The 15,697-nt window shown below is 63.1% G+C and carries 11 protein-coding genes; 4 read left to right on the forward strand and 7 right to left on the reverse strand.

Annotation, left to right across the window (positions count from 1 at the left end; translation table 11 throughout):
- Positions 1–180: 180 nt before the first annotated feature.
- A complete protein-coding gene (locus HY896_03765) occupies positions 181–420 on the reverse strand; it encodes a hypothetical protein (GenBank protein MBI5575459.1) in 240 nt (79 codons plus the stop codon).
- Between the two features lie 245 nt (positions 421–665).
- Positions 666–818, reverse strand: a complete 153-nt coding sequence (locus HY896_03770) for a hypothetical protein (protein MBI5575460.1) — start codon at positions 816–818, stop codon at positions 666–668.
- A gap of 170 nt (positions 819–988) precedes the next feature.
- Between HY896_03770 and HY896_03775 the strand changes: the two genes are divergently transcribed.
- From HY896_03775 to HY896_03790, 4 genes are read left to right on the forward strand one after another with little or no spacing between them, the layout of a single operon-like run.
- Positions 989–3,751, forward strand: coding sequence for an enoyl-CoA hydratase/isomerase family protein (locus HY896_03775; GenBank protein MBI5575461.1), 2,763 nt, complete (start codon positions 989–991; stop codon positions 3,749–3,751).
- Positions 3,748–8,742, forward strand: coding sequence for an SDR family NAD(P)-dependent oxidoreductase (locus HY896_03780; protein ID MBI5575462.1), 4,995 nt, complete (start codon positions 3,748–3,750; stop codon positions 8,740–8,742). The genes HY896_03775 and HY896_03780 overlap by 4 nt, the downstream gene beginning before the upstream one ends.
- A gap of 43 nt (positions 8,743–8,785) precedes the next feature.
- Positions 8,786–10,126 (forward strand): cytochrome ubiquinol oxidase subunit I, encoded by a 1,341-nt coding sequence (locus tag HY896_03785; protein MBI5575463.1) that lies wholly within the window; start codon positions 8,786–8,788, stop codon positions 10,124–10,126.
- A gap of 1 nt (position 10,127) precedes the next feature.
- On the forward strand, positions 10,128–11,150 hold the full coding sequence (locus tag HY896_03790) for a cytochrome d ubiquinol oxidase subunit II (protein MBI5575464.1): 1,023 nt from the start codon (positions 10,128–10,130) through the stop codon (positions 11,148–11,150).
- Between the two features lie 218 nt (positions 11,151–11,368).
- On the opposite strand, the gene HY896_03795 is transcribed toward HY896_03790, so the two are convergent.
- Genes HY896_03795 through HY896_03815 form a run of 5 tightly spaced genes read right to left on the reverse strand, consistent with a single transcriptional unit; the run spans position 11,369 to position 15,696 of the window.
- Positions 11,369–12,328: a WYL domain-containing protein gene (locus tag HY896_03795; GenBank protein ID MBI5575465.1), complete on the reverse strand. Its 960-nt coding sequence runs from the start codon at positions 12,326–12,328 to the stop codon at positions 11,369–11,371.
- Between the two features lie 13 nt (positions 12,329–12,341).
- Complete coding sequence (locus tag HY896_03800; protein ID MBI5575466.1) at positions 12,342–13,046, reverse strand: ABC transporter ATP-binding protein; 705 nt, start codon at positions 13,044–13,046, stop codon at positions 12,342–12,344.
- 12 nt (positions 13,047–13,058) lie between these two features.
- A complete protein-coding gene (locus HY896_03805) occupies positions 13,059–13,844 on the reverse strand; it encodes an ABC transporter ATP-binding protein (GenBank protein MBI5575467.1) in 786 nt (261 codons plus the stop codon).
- Positions 13,841–14,815 (reverse strand): branched-chain amino acid ABC transporter permease, encoded by a 975-nt coding sequence (locus tag HY896_03810; protein ID MBI5575468.1) that lies wholly within the window; start codon positions 14,813–14,815, stop codon positions 13,841–13,843. Before HY896_03810 ends, HY896_03805 begins: the two co-directional genes overlap by 4 nt.
- Positions 14,812–15,696: a branched-chain amino acid ABC transporter permease gene (locus HY896_03815; protein MBI5575469.1), complete on the reverse strand. Its 885-nt coding sequence runs from the start codon at positions 15,694–15,696 to the stop codon at positions 14,812–14,814. Before HY896_03815 ends, HY896_03810 begins: the two co-directional genes overlap by 4 nt.
- Position 15,697: the final 1 nt, after the last annotated feature.

The raw sequence follows: 15,697 nt of genomic DNA on the forward strand, positions 1-15,697 counted from the left end.
TTGGTTCGACCCCTCGGGTCGTTCGTCTGGGGGCGATGCGCCGCCCCGTTGCGTTCGGCCCGTCAGGTGGAAGCTATATTTCGCGCCGGCCATCGGCGCGCGCAACGCCCGGACGAAGGACCGAAAAAGTGACGTATTCTACCTATCCAAATTGAACCGGGCTGTCAATGGGATTCTTGATTATCCTGCGGAACTTCGTATCCCGGACTCCTGTAGGAGTTCTTCCCTTTCCAGTATGGAATCGTAGCCCACGATGACGATATCGCCCGGCCCGCCGGCAAAAATCTTCTGCGCGAGTTTCGTAAGGCCGAGCCGGTTCATGCTCCTGCGGCTTCGACGAAATTCGAGAATGGAACCGATGCGCTCGACGTCCTTATCTCCTGCTGCGATGCGGTAAACGGGATATCCACGAATTTCCATTCGGCGCCCGCGCTTCTCTGCGAATTAATGCAACGTGGTTGTTCGTTGCATTCACTTGCGTGTATTGAAGCAAATTCCAGACCGTGAGGATGCTCATTGGAATAAGAAGGTTTCAAGAGGATTTTTCGGGCTATATGCCGATTTGAAACAAACGAATGGGAAATTATTTTCCCACTTTGAGCATTATATTGGCCTGCTTACCCGTATGTTTTATTCATGACCGTACAAAAAACATTATATTCCGCTTATTTCTTTAAAAACGAAGATTTCCCCTCCAATGACTTCCAGAGTTCACGCTCTTTCCTGCCCTCCCAGATCCCCCGGAACACCGAAACGATCATCACGATCATCACGAAAAAACCGGCTCCGAAAAACACCCAGATCAGTAAATCCGCCATCGCGACCCCCTTCCGCCGGAAGGTTGGTTCGCGAGTTGCCGCCCATATGCGCCGTTTACCGCAATTTTTATTATATGATTCCGTAGAATCGATTTCAATTCACCTGAATCCTAAGAACAAAATATTTCCCCAGGACGCCAGGTGAACAACGAACCCGGAGGTAACAGAAATTGAGCGGACCGACCCTCGCGCACGGCGGTTACTGGCCCCTTGGAGTTCTCCCCTGCCTCGAGATGGACATCCCCGAACGCATGCAGGCGATCACGATCCACCGCGAACGATACGGCCCCCCTTCGGAATCGTTGCGCATGGAGACCGTCGCCGCGCCGCGGCTTCGTCCGACGGATGCGAAAAAAGTCATCGTGGCCGTTCTGGCGACGGGCCCGAACTTCAACACGAACTTTGCGGCCCTCGGATTGCCCGTTCCCGTGTTCGGCCGCGGTGATTCGGCCGCGCTCCATATCCCCGGAAGCGACGCCCTCGGCATTGTCGTTGACGCAGGCCCCGCTGTAACGCGCGTCAGGTCGGGGCAGGCGGTCATTCTCGACTCATGGACCGGCAGGAACATCCGCGGCTACGAAACCCATGACGGTTTCAACGCGCAATTCGTCGTTATCGAGGAAGATCGGGCGATCCCGGTCCCCGCGCCGTTGCGCGGATACACGCCGGAGCGGCTCGCAGCGATGATGCTCACCTTCGGCACGGCTTACCGCGCAGTTGTCGAGCGCCTTCGGGTTGCGCCGGGCGATTCGGTCCTCGTCATGGGCGGCGGCAAGGGGACCAGCTTCGCCGGGATACAGATCGCAAAAGCCCTCGGCGCCCGTGTACTCATCATGGGATCGAACCCCGAACTTGCCCGGTCGTTGATCGAACGGGGGATGGCCGATGCCTTCGTGAACCGCAGGGAAATTCCGGGAGAGGTCTTCGGCGTCGTTCCTTCCGGCGAGAGCCTCGATGAATGGGAAAAAAGGACGGAGCCGTTCCGCAGGAAGGTTTTCGAAGCGAACGGCGGGCGTCCCGTTGACGCGGTGTTCGAGCATACGGGCGGAGCCCTCTTCCCGCTGCTCGTTTCCGTCCTTTCGGATGACGGCAGGCTCGCCTTCTTCGGCGCAACGGGTGCGGGCCTTCGCGGCGAATACAAGGAGACGTTCTGGTACCGGGGACGCCGGTTCGCCATGGATGCACGGTGGGTGTGGATGCGCCAGAAGCAGATCCTGTTCCGAAAGGGGAACCCGGATGCGATATTCGATGAAATCGGGCTGCTTCCCGGCCGCCGGGGGTTAATTTGGGGCGCCGATGCCTACGCCCGCAAGTTCGCCCGCGCCGCCCTGTCGCGGAAAGCCGAAATCGCCGTCATCGCTTCCTCGAAAACGGAAAAGCGGGGAATCGCGGAATTGCGGCGCATGGGGGTGCCGCCGAAGAATTTCCTCGACCGCGACGCCTTCGAATTCCCCGAGGACATGCCCGATCCCCTGACCTCCGACGGCCGGCCGAATCCCGGGTACGCCTCCGGTTTCACGAAGCATGCGCAGGCCCTGGGCAAAGCGTTGTGGGGCATCTTCGGCTCCAGGGTCAGCCCGGACTTCGTAGTCGAGCGAACGGATCAAAGCACCCTCCACTTCAGTTCGTTCGTGCTTCGCGATTTCGATGAGGGAGATGCAATGCCCTCGGGGTATATCGTTGTCCGCGGCGGAACGGACCTGTCCATCCTCGGGTCTCACATGTACAACTCCTCGCAGGCGGCGGAAGTCGTACGCCTTCTTGCGGGCGGAGGGCTGTCGATGGAGCAGGACGACCTGGAGATGACCGGGCTGGACGGCATCCCCGGGCTGCAGCAGCGCATGCTGGACGGCTCGATGACGAAACCCAAGGGGGTTGCGCTCGTCCAGGCCGATCGCCCGGGACGCACGATCGCGGATTGCGAGGATCGCTACCTCGGCGACGCTTTGCGCGCCCCCGATCCGCGTCAAAACCGTTTTCTCGGAATTCGCCTTGCGGGCGAGACCGCAGTTCTCTCGTTTCACCGCCCCGACGCATTGAATGCGCTCAGCGAGGAGGTGCTCTCGCAGTTAGCGGACGTTATCCGGGGAATCCGGGAATCCGGGACGATCGACGGAAAGACGGTGCGGGCGGTTATCCTCACCGGATCCGGAAGGTCTTTCGTGGCAGGCGCGGACGTCAAGGAGTTCCTCGGCAAGAGCAGTGAAGAGATAGCGCGTCTCGCCGCGAAAAACATCGGCGTCTTCACGGAGCTGGAAAACCTCCCGGTGCCTGTTATCGCGGTGGTGGACGGTTTCGCGCTCGGCGGCGGCAACGAGCTCGCCATGAGCGCCCGATACCGGATCGTGACGGAAAACGCCAGCCTCGGACAACCGGAAGTGAAGCTCGGGATCATTCCCGGTTACGGAGGGATGCAGCGCCTTCCGCGCCTCGCGGGGCCGTGGAAAGCCGCGTCGATGTGCGTCAACGGCGAACCCGTCGACGGCCACGCCGCCGTCGGGATGGGGCTTGCCGATGAATTCTGCAATTCGGCGGCCGCCCTCCCGCGCGCGATCCGGGTGGTGAAGGAGATACTCGAAGGTAAAAGGAAGGCGCCGAAGATCGATTGGGACGGCGCCGCGTCGCGGCAGAAGGCAGCCCTCGACCGCCTTCTCGGACTGCCGTCCGTGCGAGACATCCTTTCCGCTCCCGCCCCCGGCGCCGCCGAAGCCTCCGACCTGCGGGCCGCAAGGAGATTCGCCGCAAGGGTCGCCCTGCAGGCGATGATACACGGTTTCGAAAACGGCTTCGCGGCGGGTCTCGCGAACGACGCAGTGGCGTTCGGCGAGGCGGCCGCATCGGCGGGAGGGCAGGAATGGGTTCGCCGCTTCGTTGAGAAGGACCCTCGCCAATCGTCGTTTCTCACATTGCTGACACTTCCGGAGGAAGCATGAGCGGCGATATGCCGATAACGAAGAAAGCTCCCGGGGACCGCCATATCGGCGCCGATGAGATAGAAAGCATCGCCGGCCTTATCCGCGAGAAAGAGGCGGAGGGAAAGGTCTTCGATCTTCCGCAGGCGGCATTGAAAGAGATCCTGTTCCTCCTTCGCGGGCACCGGTTTCCCGCTGCGACCGCTTCCATATTTCCGGCCGGCGCGGGCAACGCTTCGGAAAACGCCGCGCGCATTCTAAGGAAAGGAGAGATAGGAGTCTCGATCGTCGACCTCGACGAACGGACCGGGTTTCCCCGGGATAACGCACGTCCGACCTGCGAGGTCCTGCTCGTCCGTAAAGGGAGCGAGATCCTTTGGGCGGGGAAAAAGCGGTTTCCCGACGTGGACGGCGCTTCGCCCTGCATCTTCATCACGAAAGCGTTTCTCTCGAAGACGCGGCAGAACCCGCGCCTTCTTCTTCAGGCGATCCTGCACCCGATCCTCGAGTGGGCCTTCGGCCTGCCGCACATGGCGGCGGTGCTTTGCGAGTCGGCCTTCAACGCTTCGCCTCCGTCCCCGGACGGCACCGACATCAGCGACCTGAACCGCTTCATCGCCGGGGAAGCGGGCCGCGACCGGGACTTCGCCTACTTCGACCGCATCCTCGGAGCTTCCTACGAACCGGACGAGTTCCGGATGGAGGAACTTGCGGCGGCGTACGGGACGGACGAACGAAGGATCGGCGAGGTGGTCTCCCTCGCACGGGCGATGGGCGCAAGGTACCGGGAGCACGTGGAAACGGTCCTGAAAGAGACGCGCGGAGAGATAGCCCGCGAACGCGTGGCCCAGGGAAGGAAAGCCCTGGAGGAGGGAAACACCGACGACGCATTGGAGATACTTCGGAAGATGGCCCTTTCGCAGGATACCCCGGAGAGCTCGCGGGAGGAGATCTCCGGGCTGATCGCCATCGCCATCCGGTCGCATGCGCTCGATGCCGACCCGGGGTACGAAGGGCTCCGCATGGAGAAAGGCGAGATCCTTGCGGAACCATGGGCGGGGAGGAAAGCAAGGGAACTCGCATCGCTGCTCGGCGCCGCCGCGGAGGTGGTCCGTGGCCGGCAGGAAGCCCTCGGCGGCGACACCGGCACGGACCCGTTGGCGGAGAAAGGCAGCCCCAGGAGCATCCACGTCATCTCCGATCTCGAGCGGCCCAGTGCGAAGTTCATCGACGGCCATGGACGCGTGCACTGGGTATTCGAAAAATCGTTCATCGAATCGTTGGGCCGGGAAATGACGTCAGGAAACTTTCCGGAAGGGATTCCGGCCATCCTGGCTTGCCGGTTCGTCCGCGACGGAGCATTCCCCGATGAAAAACTCAATATAGACAAACAGTTCGGGGTGGCGGTAAAGGGCGCGCTCGAGGGCTACCGGTTCTTCCAGTCCCTGACCGCCGATACCCGGCGCCTGATGGCGGCCTACTATGAAGCCACCGGCATGGAGGACCCTCTTTACCGCCTGTTCGTCTCGCTCGGCGAAGAGACGAATCCAGCCCGCGCAAGCCACCTCATCCGCCGCGCCGTCTCGGTAACCCATTCCTATAACTATGTCCGGTATCCCGATACGTCGCTCGCCGGACAGGTCGTAGTCGTCACGGGAGGGGGAACCGGGATGGGGAGGGCGATCGCGCTCGAAGCCGCCGGGCGCGGGGCGAACGTCGTCATAACGGGACGGCGGCCCGCGCCGCTCGAGGAGACGCGCGCGGACATCGAAGACCTGATCCGTTTCCTCGGGTTGACGAACCGGACACTGATCGTGCAGGGAGACTTGAGCGATCCCAAGTACGTCGGCGAGATGTTCGAGCGGATCGAACGGGAATTCGGCAGGATCGACCTCCTCTACAACAACGCGGGCGTATCGGGGCCTGTGGAATTCGGCTCCGCATACCGGGAGGAGCATTTCGACCAGTACCGTGAGGCGATGAATATCCACCTTACGGGGGCATGGCTCGCCAGCCTCGAGGCCGCACGCCTGATGGAAACCAGGCCCCGCGGCGGCGTGATCGTCATGGTCGGGACCTTCTACAGCGAGAGCATCCACCGCCACGTGCTTCACGCCTACCCCGGCCGGCTTCCGTACACCTCCGCGCAATCCGCCAAGCTTGCCCTGGGCGATTATCTCGCCTGGATGCTCGCCGAAAAGAACATCTCCGTCCTGTCCCTCAACCCCGCGGCTGTGGCTACAGACCGTATCCGGAAAGGCTCCGGCGTCTTCGACAAGGGGTCGCAGGCGCGCGCCCGCATCGGGCGCAAGGTATCTCCCGAGACGCTGGAACGGGACACTCTCGACCGCACGGTAGGCCGCGAATTCGTCCATCCCAGGCATTTCGCGAGGGTAGCGCTCGAAGTCCAGCACGTCGCCTTCCGGCGCACCATAGGGGGGCACCGCCTTCCGATGGGAGGCGTTACCTACGAGCAGCCGCCGGCCGTGCTGCCATCCCCCGCCGCGCTTTCGCGATACCCGGACTTCGCAGGAAAGGTGGCGCTGATTGCGTTGCACTCCTGCTCCGGCGGGGACGGACCGCTCATCGAAGCGTCCGCGAAAGCGCTGGCCCGCGCGGGAGGGAACGTCGTCCTCGCCGGAGGCCGGACGGACGAACTCGAGGAACTCGCCCACCGGATAAATTCCAGCGGCGGCGACGGGACGGCGACCGTTTATCCCGCGGACCTTTCCCGCCAGGCGGAAGTGCAGGAACTCTTCGACAGCCTCCCCCGAATCGATCTCCTTCTTCATTTCACCGGAAGCGTGGACTGGAAGCGCCCTCTATCCCGATATCCTTTCGAAGAGTGGAGCGGATGCGTCGACCGGTTCGGATTTATCCCCCGGCTTCTCTGCTGGCAGGCCGAGCGAAGGATGGACCGCGACGGAGTCGACGGTACGATCGTCATCGTGGGACCGGACCTCTCCGGCGTTCCCTCCCTGCGGGAACGGCTTCTCGTGCAGGTTTTCCAGGCGATGCTGCGCCCGGCAGTCGCAACCGAGTCGATGGAACGCGCCCTTATGAGGAAGGCGCAGGACGACGGCACGTCCCCGTCGCACGTAAGCGACATCAACATCGGCCTGATCCTTCCCGGCAGGACGGACGGAAGGAACAAGGCCGCCGGCGCCGCGAGGACGGCCGCTACGGTTCTTTGGCTCCTTGAAGAGGGAAAAATCGTATCGGGAGCGGTCCTCCTCCCCGACGAGAAGAACGCGACCGCACGCCTGCCGGAGGAACCACTGGAAGCGCCCGGCTCGATGGCAGGGAAGGTAGTCGTGGTGACCGGTGGCATCCGGAACCTCGGCAGGGAAATATCGCTGCGGTTCGCCGCGGAACATGCGACCGTGGTGGCTGCAAGCCGGCATCCGCGCTCGACCGGCCAGACCGCCGAGGAAACGGAAAAGGCCCGGAAGGAGCTGTCGGCGGCCGACGCCGCGCTTGCCGCCATGCGCCGTGCGGGAGGACGCACGCTCTGGATCGATACGGACGTCTCCAGCCACCGGAAAGTGCGAGCCCTCATCGAGGAAACGCGGAACCGCTTCGGCAGGATCGACGCGTTCGTGAACAATGCGGGGGCGGGCGGGGATTTCTCCCCGGTCGGAGAGGTCCTCCGCGACCACCGGCCGAGCTGGGACGCCGTCCTGAGAAGCAATTTCCTCGGACCCTGGACGGCGGTATCAATCCTCCGGGACATCATGAAGAACCAGCCCGGCGGCGGTACTATAGTGAACGTGTCCACGTATTACGCCGATCATCCGTACCTGTTCCGGACGATCTACACGGTATCCAAGATCCTTCTCAAGGCCTTGACGCTCGCGCTCCGGAAACGCCTCGGTGAAGAAAACATCCGGATCGCGGACGTCGCCCCCAGCCTTATCGCGGGACCGCGGATGGATTGGGTGATGAAGAATTACGCCGGCAAATTCGCGGAGCGCCTGGGTTCGCTGCGCGACCTCAAGGGAGCCGAGAGCGGGTCTCTCCAGGAACGCTTCCTCCGCTCCTTCGACCGCTCCCTCTCCCCCCGGGAACGTGAAAGCGCGTCGAAGGCCTTTCTCGCCGGCATCCGCGAGAGCAGCCTGCCGAAGGGGAGGCGCGCGGAATTGGAGGAATGGTTCGGACGTATCGGGGACTGGTTCCCGGCAACGGTCCCGGGCGACCCGCCCGCGAACGAGCAGGTGGCGGATGCCGTGCTCTATGCAGCGAAGAACTGCCGCTTCCTCGATGACCGATTCCTTGAGGTTTCCACCATGGGCTCCTTTTCGACGTTCCCCGGGGAATGCCCTGCCAGGAAGGAACGTATTTCCGGGGAATCATACCAATTCCTTTCTCTCGGCATACCGCCGGTAACCTATACCGTGCCGGCGGATGCACTCAAGGAGCGCGGCGCGGCGATCACTTCCCTTGCCGAGGATCCATCGAATCCGGGACAGGTGGCGATCTCCCGGCCGGCGTACGGCGCACCCTCATCGGCGAAGCGCCGGCCCGCCGAAACGATCCGGCGGGACCTGGACCTTTCGGATCCCCGCTTGCTGGAACCCTGGCTGGACAATACACTCATCGGCGGCTCTCCGCCCGCCGGCGCGGTGGCTGCATTGGGAACGACGACCGCGGGCAAACCGATCCTGTCCTTCGGACCGGAGGAAAAAGATGGATTCCTCCTGCACCTGAGCAAGGTCCTGAACGTCATCGCCGGGTCTGCGAACGCGGTCCGCGACAACGGTCACGTAATCGTTGCGGTCCCTCCGGGGGATTCGGAGGAAGGACTTCTCGTTCGCGCCGCCGCGAGGCAAATGGTGCGAACCCTTCTCGCGGAGCAGCATTTCCTCCCCGGCGGTAAAACGCTGCGCGTGAGCCTCCTCACCTCTCACCGCGGCGCGGAAGAGAAATCATTCCACCAGCGCATTATCGATATCCTCTCGGGCAACTCCCCTCCCGAAGTCGAACCGATCCCGGTCGGGCACCTCCGGCCGTAATAAATAGCGCAACGTGGTGTAGAATATCGCCCGGGAGGTACCGGTGACCGAGCTGGCTCTCGCGCGCGCCCAGATGGCGATGATGTTCGCGTTCCACATCGTCTTCGCCGTCGCCGGAATGGGAATGCCGCTGCTCATGGTGATAGCCGAAGCGGCCCACCGGAGGACGGGAAAACCTGTGTTCCTCGAGCTGGCGAAGCGTTGGGCGCGCGGGACCGCCGTCCTCTTCGCGGTCGGGGCAGTTTCCGGGACCGTCCTCTCATTCGAACTCGGCCTGCTTTGGCCCGGGTTCATGGCGTTCTCCGGCGGGATCGTCGGTCTCCCCTTCGCCCTCGAGGGATTCGCCTTTTTCGCGGAGGCGATATTCCTGGGGATCTACCTTTACGGCTGGGGGCGCGTTTCACCGGGTGCGCACATTCTTGCGGGGATCGGCGTGGCGCTCGGGGGCCTGGCATCCGGGATACTCGTGGTGTCCGCGAACGCCTGGATGAACAGCCCCGCGGGTTTCCTCCTCGTCGATGGAAAGGCTACGGCCGTGGATCCTCTCGCCGCAATGGCGAATCCTGCCTGGGCTACCGAAGCGGTCCACATGTCGCTGGCCGCATTTGCGGCTTCGGGCTTCGCGGTCGCGGGAATCCATGCATATAAGCTCCTTGGCGACCGGGAGAATCTCTTTCACCGCCATGCCCTCTCCATCGCCCTGTGGGTGGGGGGAACGGCCGCCGTCCTGCTTCCCGTCAGCGGGGACTTCAATGCGCGTTTTCTCGCGAAGGACCAGCCGTCGAAACTCGCCGCCATGGAAGGCCAGTTCCGCACCCAGCGCGGCGCGCCCCTGCGCATCGGTGGAATCCCCGACGCGCGAAGCGGCACGACGAGGTTCGCGATCGAGATCCCGAAGGCGTTGAGCCTGCTCGCTTTCCATGACGCGGATGCCGAGGTCAAGGGTCTCGATGCGTTTCCGCGGGAGGAATGGCCCGATCCCCTTCTCGTTCACGCCGCCTTCCAGGCCATGGTGGCCTGCGGAACTGCGATGGCAGTGCTCGCGCTGTCAGCCGGGCTTCTGGCGTGGAGGGCGAGGGAGAATCTGCTCCATCCGAGGTTTCTGCTCGCCGTGCTCGTTTCAAGCCCCCTGGGGATCGTCGCGGTGCAGGCGGGATGGTGCGTCACCGAGCTCGGCCGCCAGCCATGGGTCATACGCGGTGTGATGAAGACCGCCGACGCCGTCACTCCCGTCGGCGGCCTGGCGCTTCCCTTCGCATTTTTCTCCCTGCTGTACCTGGCCCTGGGAATTTCGGCCGCCTGGCTTCTCAGGAGAGAGGTATCGAGGAGCCCCTCGTTTCCCGCATCTGATGAAAGACCGCCGGTTCGCGGGGGGGAGGGATAAAATGCACGACCTTTCCCTCCTTGCGGCAGGGGCCATCCTCGCATCCCTGATCCTGTACGCGCTGCTCGGCGGCGCCGATTTCGGGGGAGGCGTTTGGGACCTGCTTTCCCGCGGGCCGCGCAGCCCCGCCCACAGGGCCCTCATCGCGCAGGCCATCGGCCCCATATGGGAGACGAACCATATCTGGGTCATCGTCGCGGTGGTGATCCTGTTCACGGGATTTCCGCACGCGTTCGCTCTCGTCTCCACAGCCCTGTTCCTTCCGGTGACATTGCTGCTTGCGGGGATCGTCCTGCGTGGGGCGGCGTTCGCGTTCCATTCCTACCACCTTCACGACGAGGAGGGGGAGAGAAGGCGCTGGGGGCTTGTTTTCGCCGGCTCGAGCCTCATCACGCCGCTCCTCCTGGGCGTCGTGATCGGCGCGGTCTCCTCCGGAGGCATACGCGCTGCGGAAGCGGCCGCATTCGGAGCCTCCCGGGCATGGCTCGCTCCCTTCCCGATCTCGGTAGGGTTCCTCACCCTGTCGGTCTTTTCCTACCTCGCGGCTGTGTACCTGATCTTCGAAACGGACGATCCCGCCCTGCGGGAAGACTTCCGCCTTCGCGCCCTTTGGTCGTCGGCGGCAGTCGGGGTCCTGATGGTCATCGTACCGTTGCTGGCCCGGCGCGGCGCCCAGGATTTCCATCATTCCCTGTTGGGGAGCGACTGGTCGCCGGGGCTCGTTTTCCTTGCCGCCACCGCCGCGCTCGGCGCCCACGTGTCGCTGCTTCTTCGGTCCTATCCCGTTGCACGAATCTGCGCCGCCGCACAGGCGGTCATCATCCTGGCCGGCTGGGGAGCCGCGCAATATCCGTTCCTCGTCCGCCCCGACGTCACCGTCCCCGCCGCGGCGTCCCCGCAGGCGACGCTGCGTTTTCTCCTGATCGCGCTCGCGGCCGGCGGCATGTTCCTCTTCCCCGCGATCGGCTGGCTCTTCTGGGTGTTCAAGAAGGACGCCGTTTTCGGCCGCACCCGCAACCCTTAGGAGCCGTCGGGACCCGTCCCCATCGTGCGCCTGGCGGGCTAGCCCGCAATTCTCACCACGGTTCGTCGCGAGACGGTGGAGACGGGTATGTATACAAGGCGTCGCGACCGAGGGCACCGCAGGCGTAGTTGACACTACGTCGAGGAGCCCGACCGAGCGCAACGCAGTAGACATGGCCGTATCCGCCGCCGCCGCAGAAGCGTGGTGAGAATTGCGGGCTAACGCTTCCTGTCGGGGTACGCGGCCGACAGGCGGTCGATTTCGGATTGCACGGCGTCGCGCAGCTCCGCGGGGGCGATGACGGCCGCTTCCCCGCGCTCCTGGAGGACGAGGCCGAGGACCCACAGGACCCGCGCTTCGGGAATCTCGAGGACCGCCGAGCCGTCCAGCCCGAACTGGACCCGCTGTTCGGGATGCCATCGCTGCGCTGAAATCCGATCGGCCCTTCCGGGGGAAAACCGGATCCGCACGCCGCGCGCCATTCCACCGCGGAAAATCGCCGTCCCCCTGCGGGCGGCGGCATCCGCAGCGGCCGCCATCGCCGAATGAACGAAATGCCGGCCCGTGACCTCGACCCTCCGCATGCGCGCAAGGGGATAAGCGCAGACACCCTTCTTTTTCCCGGCATGCGCGAGAAGAACCCAGTTTCCGTGCGCGAAATGAAGCCCCAGCGGCTCGGCTTCGAAACCGCGCCCGGAGGCCTCTCCGTCTTCGTAAGGATGGAAGTGGATGCGCACCGCCAGCTTACGGAGAATCGCGCGAAGCATGTCGAAGAATATCCTTTCGGGAATATCGGCCCTCTGCCCGATATCGAACGAAACCGCGTCTTCCAGTTTTTCGAGGAGCGGTGAACGGAACATCTCGTCGAGCCGCGCGGAAATGGATTCGGCCTCCGCCTTCAGCGGGGGACGGATTTCCCGGAACAACCGCCTCGCGTAAAGCAGGGCGACGAGTTCCTCCTTGCGGAAGAAGGCGGACGGAAGGTCGAACGACTTGTCGCCGTAAGCGTAGCCTTTTCCGCCGTGAAGATGCTTCAACGGAGCCTGCAGGCGGTCTCGCATCGCCTCGATATCCCGCTGGGCGGTCCGGAGGGAAACATCGAAGCGCGCCGCCAGATCCGCGGACCGGGGATTGCGCCCCGCACGGAGCTGCTCGTCGAACCAAAGGATCCGCTCCATGGACATTTTGCAGCTACCCCCCCAGGTATGCCTCCCGGACTTTAGGCTCATTCTGCAATTCGGCGGCATTCCCCTGCAAGACGATATTCCCCGCCTCCAGCACGTACGCCCTGCCGGCGATCGCCAGCGCCATGGAAGCGTTCTGCTCCACCAGCAGGATGGCGACGCCTTTGCGGTTCACCTCTTCGATCATGTCGAATATCTCCCCCACCAGGAAGGGAGAAAGGCCCATCGAAGGCTCGTCCAGCAGCATCAGCGCCGGCCTGGCGACCATGGCGCGGCCGATCGACAGCATCTGCTGCTCCCCGCCCGAAAGCGTGCCCGCGACCTGCCTGGATCGTTCTTTCAGCCTCGGGAACAGCGAATAGACCTGCTCCATGTCTTTCCTTACTTCCTGCGCGGATTTCCTGGTGTATCCCCCCAGCTCCAGGTTCTCCGAAACCGTCATGTTGGCGAATACGCCCCGTCCTTCGGGAACGTGGGCTATGCCCATCCTGGCGATCCTGTGCGGCGGCTTGCCGGTTATGTCCGCCCCTCCGAACAGGACCCTTCCCATGCGCGGTGAAACGACTCCGGAGACGGCCTTCAATACGGTGGATTTTCCCGCTCCGTTCGCGCCGATCAGCGAAACGATTTCCCCTTTGCCCACTTCAAGTGAAAGATCTCGCAACGCCGGCATGCTTCCGTAATATACGCTTATTTTATCTATAATTAGAATCAATTTCCGACCTTATCCATTAAGTTCCGGGTCGCGTTTGAAACCCCGGCCGAGATACGCTTCGATAACCCGGCGGTCGTTCCGTATTTCTTCGGGCGTCCCTTCGGCGATCACCGTACCGAAATCAAGCACGATCAGCCGTTCGCATATCCCCATCGCGAGCCTCATCTGGTGCTCGATCAGCAGGATCGACAGGCCGAAACGCTTCCTGATTCCCGTGAGAAATTCCATCAACGCCCTTACTTCCGACGGATTCATGCCCGCGGCGGGTTCGTCGAGAAGAAGCACTTTCGGCCGGGTGGCGAGCGCCCTTGCGATTTCAAGCCTGCGCTGATCCCCGTAAGGAAGGCTGCCGGCGAGGTCGTCCTTCCGTACCTGGAGCGAAAACATGGACAGCAGGTCCATGGCCTTTTCCCGCAGCTCCCTTTCTCCCTCGTCGTATCTCCCCGCGCGGAACAGTGCCGAATACAGGCCGTACGGCGCGCCGGGATGGAGAGCCGTGCGCACATTGTCCATGACCGTGAGGTTCCGGAAGAGGCGGATGTTCTGGAATGTGCGTGCGATCCCCATCGCCAGGATGCGGTGGGGGGCAAACCCGGATATCGTCTTCCCGGAAACCGCAACCGTGCCTTCGTCCGGCCGGTAGATACCGGTCACTACGTTGAACACCGTGGTCTTACCGGAACCGTTCGGCCCGATCAGCCCTGCAAGTTCTCCCTCGCGCAGGCGCAGGTCCACGCCCGACAACGCCATTATGCCGCCGAAATGTTTCGTGATGCCCTTGACCTCGAGCATCATCCCTCCGTTCCGTCCCGGAAAAACCGGAACTCCCGGAATCCGAACAGGCCCTGCGGGCGAAGAAGCATCGTCACGATCAGGAGGACCGGGATCAGCACCCAGCGGAATTCGATGAATTCGGAGGGGAGAACGACCCTCAATACCTCCAGCAGGAAGATCCATCCGAAGGATGCGACCAGCGTGCCGCTGATGTTTCCGAGGCCGCCGAGAACGACGATCACCAGGACGTCGACCGATTTGAAGAAATCGAAATTGCCGGGATGAAGGAAGGTGTACAGGTGCGCGTAGAGGCCGCCCGCCATGCCCGCCAGGCCGCAGCCGGCGACGAATCCCGCCAGCTTGTACAGGAACGTGTCTATGCCGACCGATTCCGCCGCGATTTCGTCTTCCCGGATCGAAACGAGCGCCCTGCCGAAACCGGAGCGGACGAGGTTTCTCACCGCGACCGCGACGATCCATAGGGAGGCGACGCACCACGCGGCGTTGGTCATCTTCGCGATGCCCGTCATTCCCCTCGCGCCGCCCGCCATCGGAAGGAAGCTGTCGGCGTTGTCGAACAGCACTTTCATGATGATGCCGAATCCTAAAGTGGCGATGCCCAGATAATCCGACGTCAGCCGCAGCACGGGAAGGCCGACAAGCAAAGCGACCGCCGCCGCGCCTGCAGTGCCGGCAGCCAGCGAAACAAGGAAGACCGCCTGCGATTCCCCGCCGGCGGATTTCATCACGCACGCCGCGGTATAGGCGCCGATCCCGTAGAAAGCGGCGTGACCCAGCGAAAACAGGCCGGTGAACCCGTAGATCAGGTTCAACCCCAACGCCGAGATGGACATGATGCAGGCAAGCTGGAAGATCTGGATCCAGTACGGATTGACGATGCCGGTCGCTTCCAGAAGGTATCCCGCCGCCGCCGCGGCCGCAAAGGCAGCGGCATTCCGTGCGAAGGATGCGATGCGTCCGGCGCCGGTCAAACCTTTTCCGTCCGCCGGACGCCGAGGATCCCCGTGGGGCGCAACAACAGGACGGCGATCAGGATCACGAAGGCGATTCCGTCACGGTAAGTGGAAGACAGGTACGCGGCGGTAAGGGTTTCCGATTGCCCCATGATGAGTGCCCCCAGCACCGCCCCCGGAATGCTTCCGATGCCGCCGAGCACGGCCGCGGTGAAAGCCTTGAGGCCCGGCATGACTCCCATGAAGGTATTGATCTGCGGATATGCGATGCCGTACAGAACGCCTCCCACCCCCGCCAGTGCGGCCCCGAGCCCGAACGTGAACGAAATCACCATGTTGACGTTCACACCCATCAACCCCGCCGTCACATGGTCGTAAGAGACCGCCCGCATCGCCTTCCCCATGCGGGTCCGGAATACGACGAACTGGAGGATCGCAAGGCAACAGAGCGTCACCGCGAAGATAATAACCTGGATGTTGGTCAGTGATACCCCGCCCGCTTCCCATGAGGTGACGGGAAACGGCCTCGGGAAAGAGTAGTAATTCGGGCCGAAGACCTGCCGCAGCGACGTGAAGTATTCCAGGAACAGCGACATGCCGATGGCGGTGATAAGGGACGCGATCCTTGGCGCTTCACGCAGGGGCCGGTAGGCGACCCGCTCCATCGCGACCGCCACGAGGGCGCACCCGAATACGGCAAGGAGGAAGACGGCGGGAAGGGGCAGGCCGAATTTTTCGATCGCGTACAGGCCGAGGAACGCGCCCACCATGAAGACATCGCCGTGGGCGAAATTGATCAGCCTGACGATGCCGTACACCATGGTGTATCCGAGGGCGATCAGCGCATAAACGAATCCTGTCTGAAGACCGTTAAGAAACTGTTGAAGAAAGTATTCCACA

The organism is Deltaproteobacteria bacterium (assembly GCA_016218975.1).
Taxonomy (GTDB): domain Bacteria; phylum Desulfobacterota; class Deferrimicrobia; order Deferrimicrobiales; family Deferrimicrobiaceae; genus JAENIX01.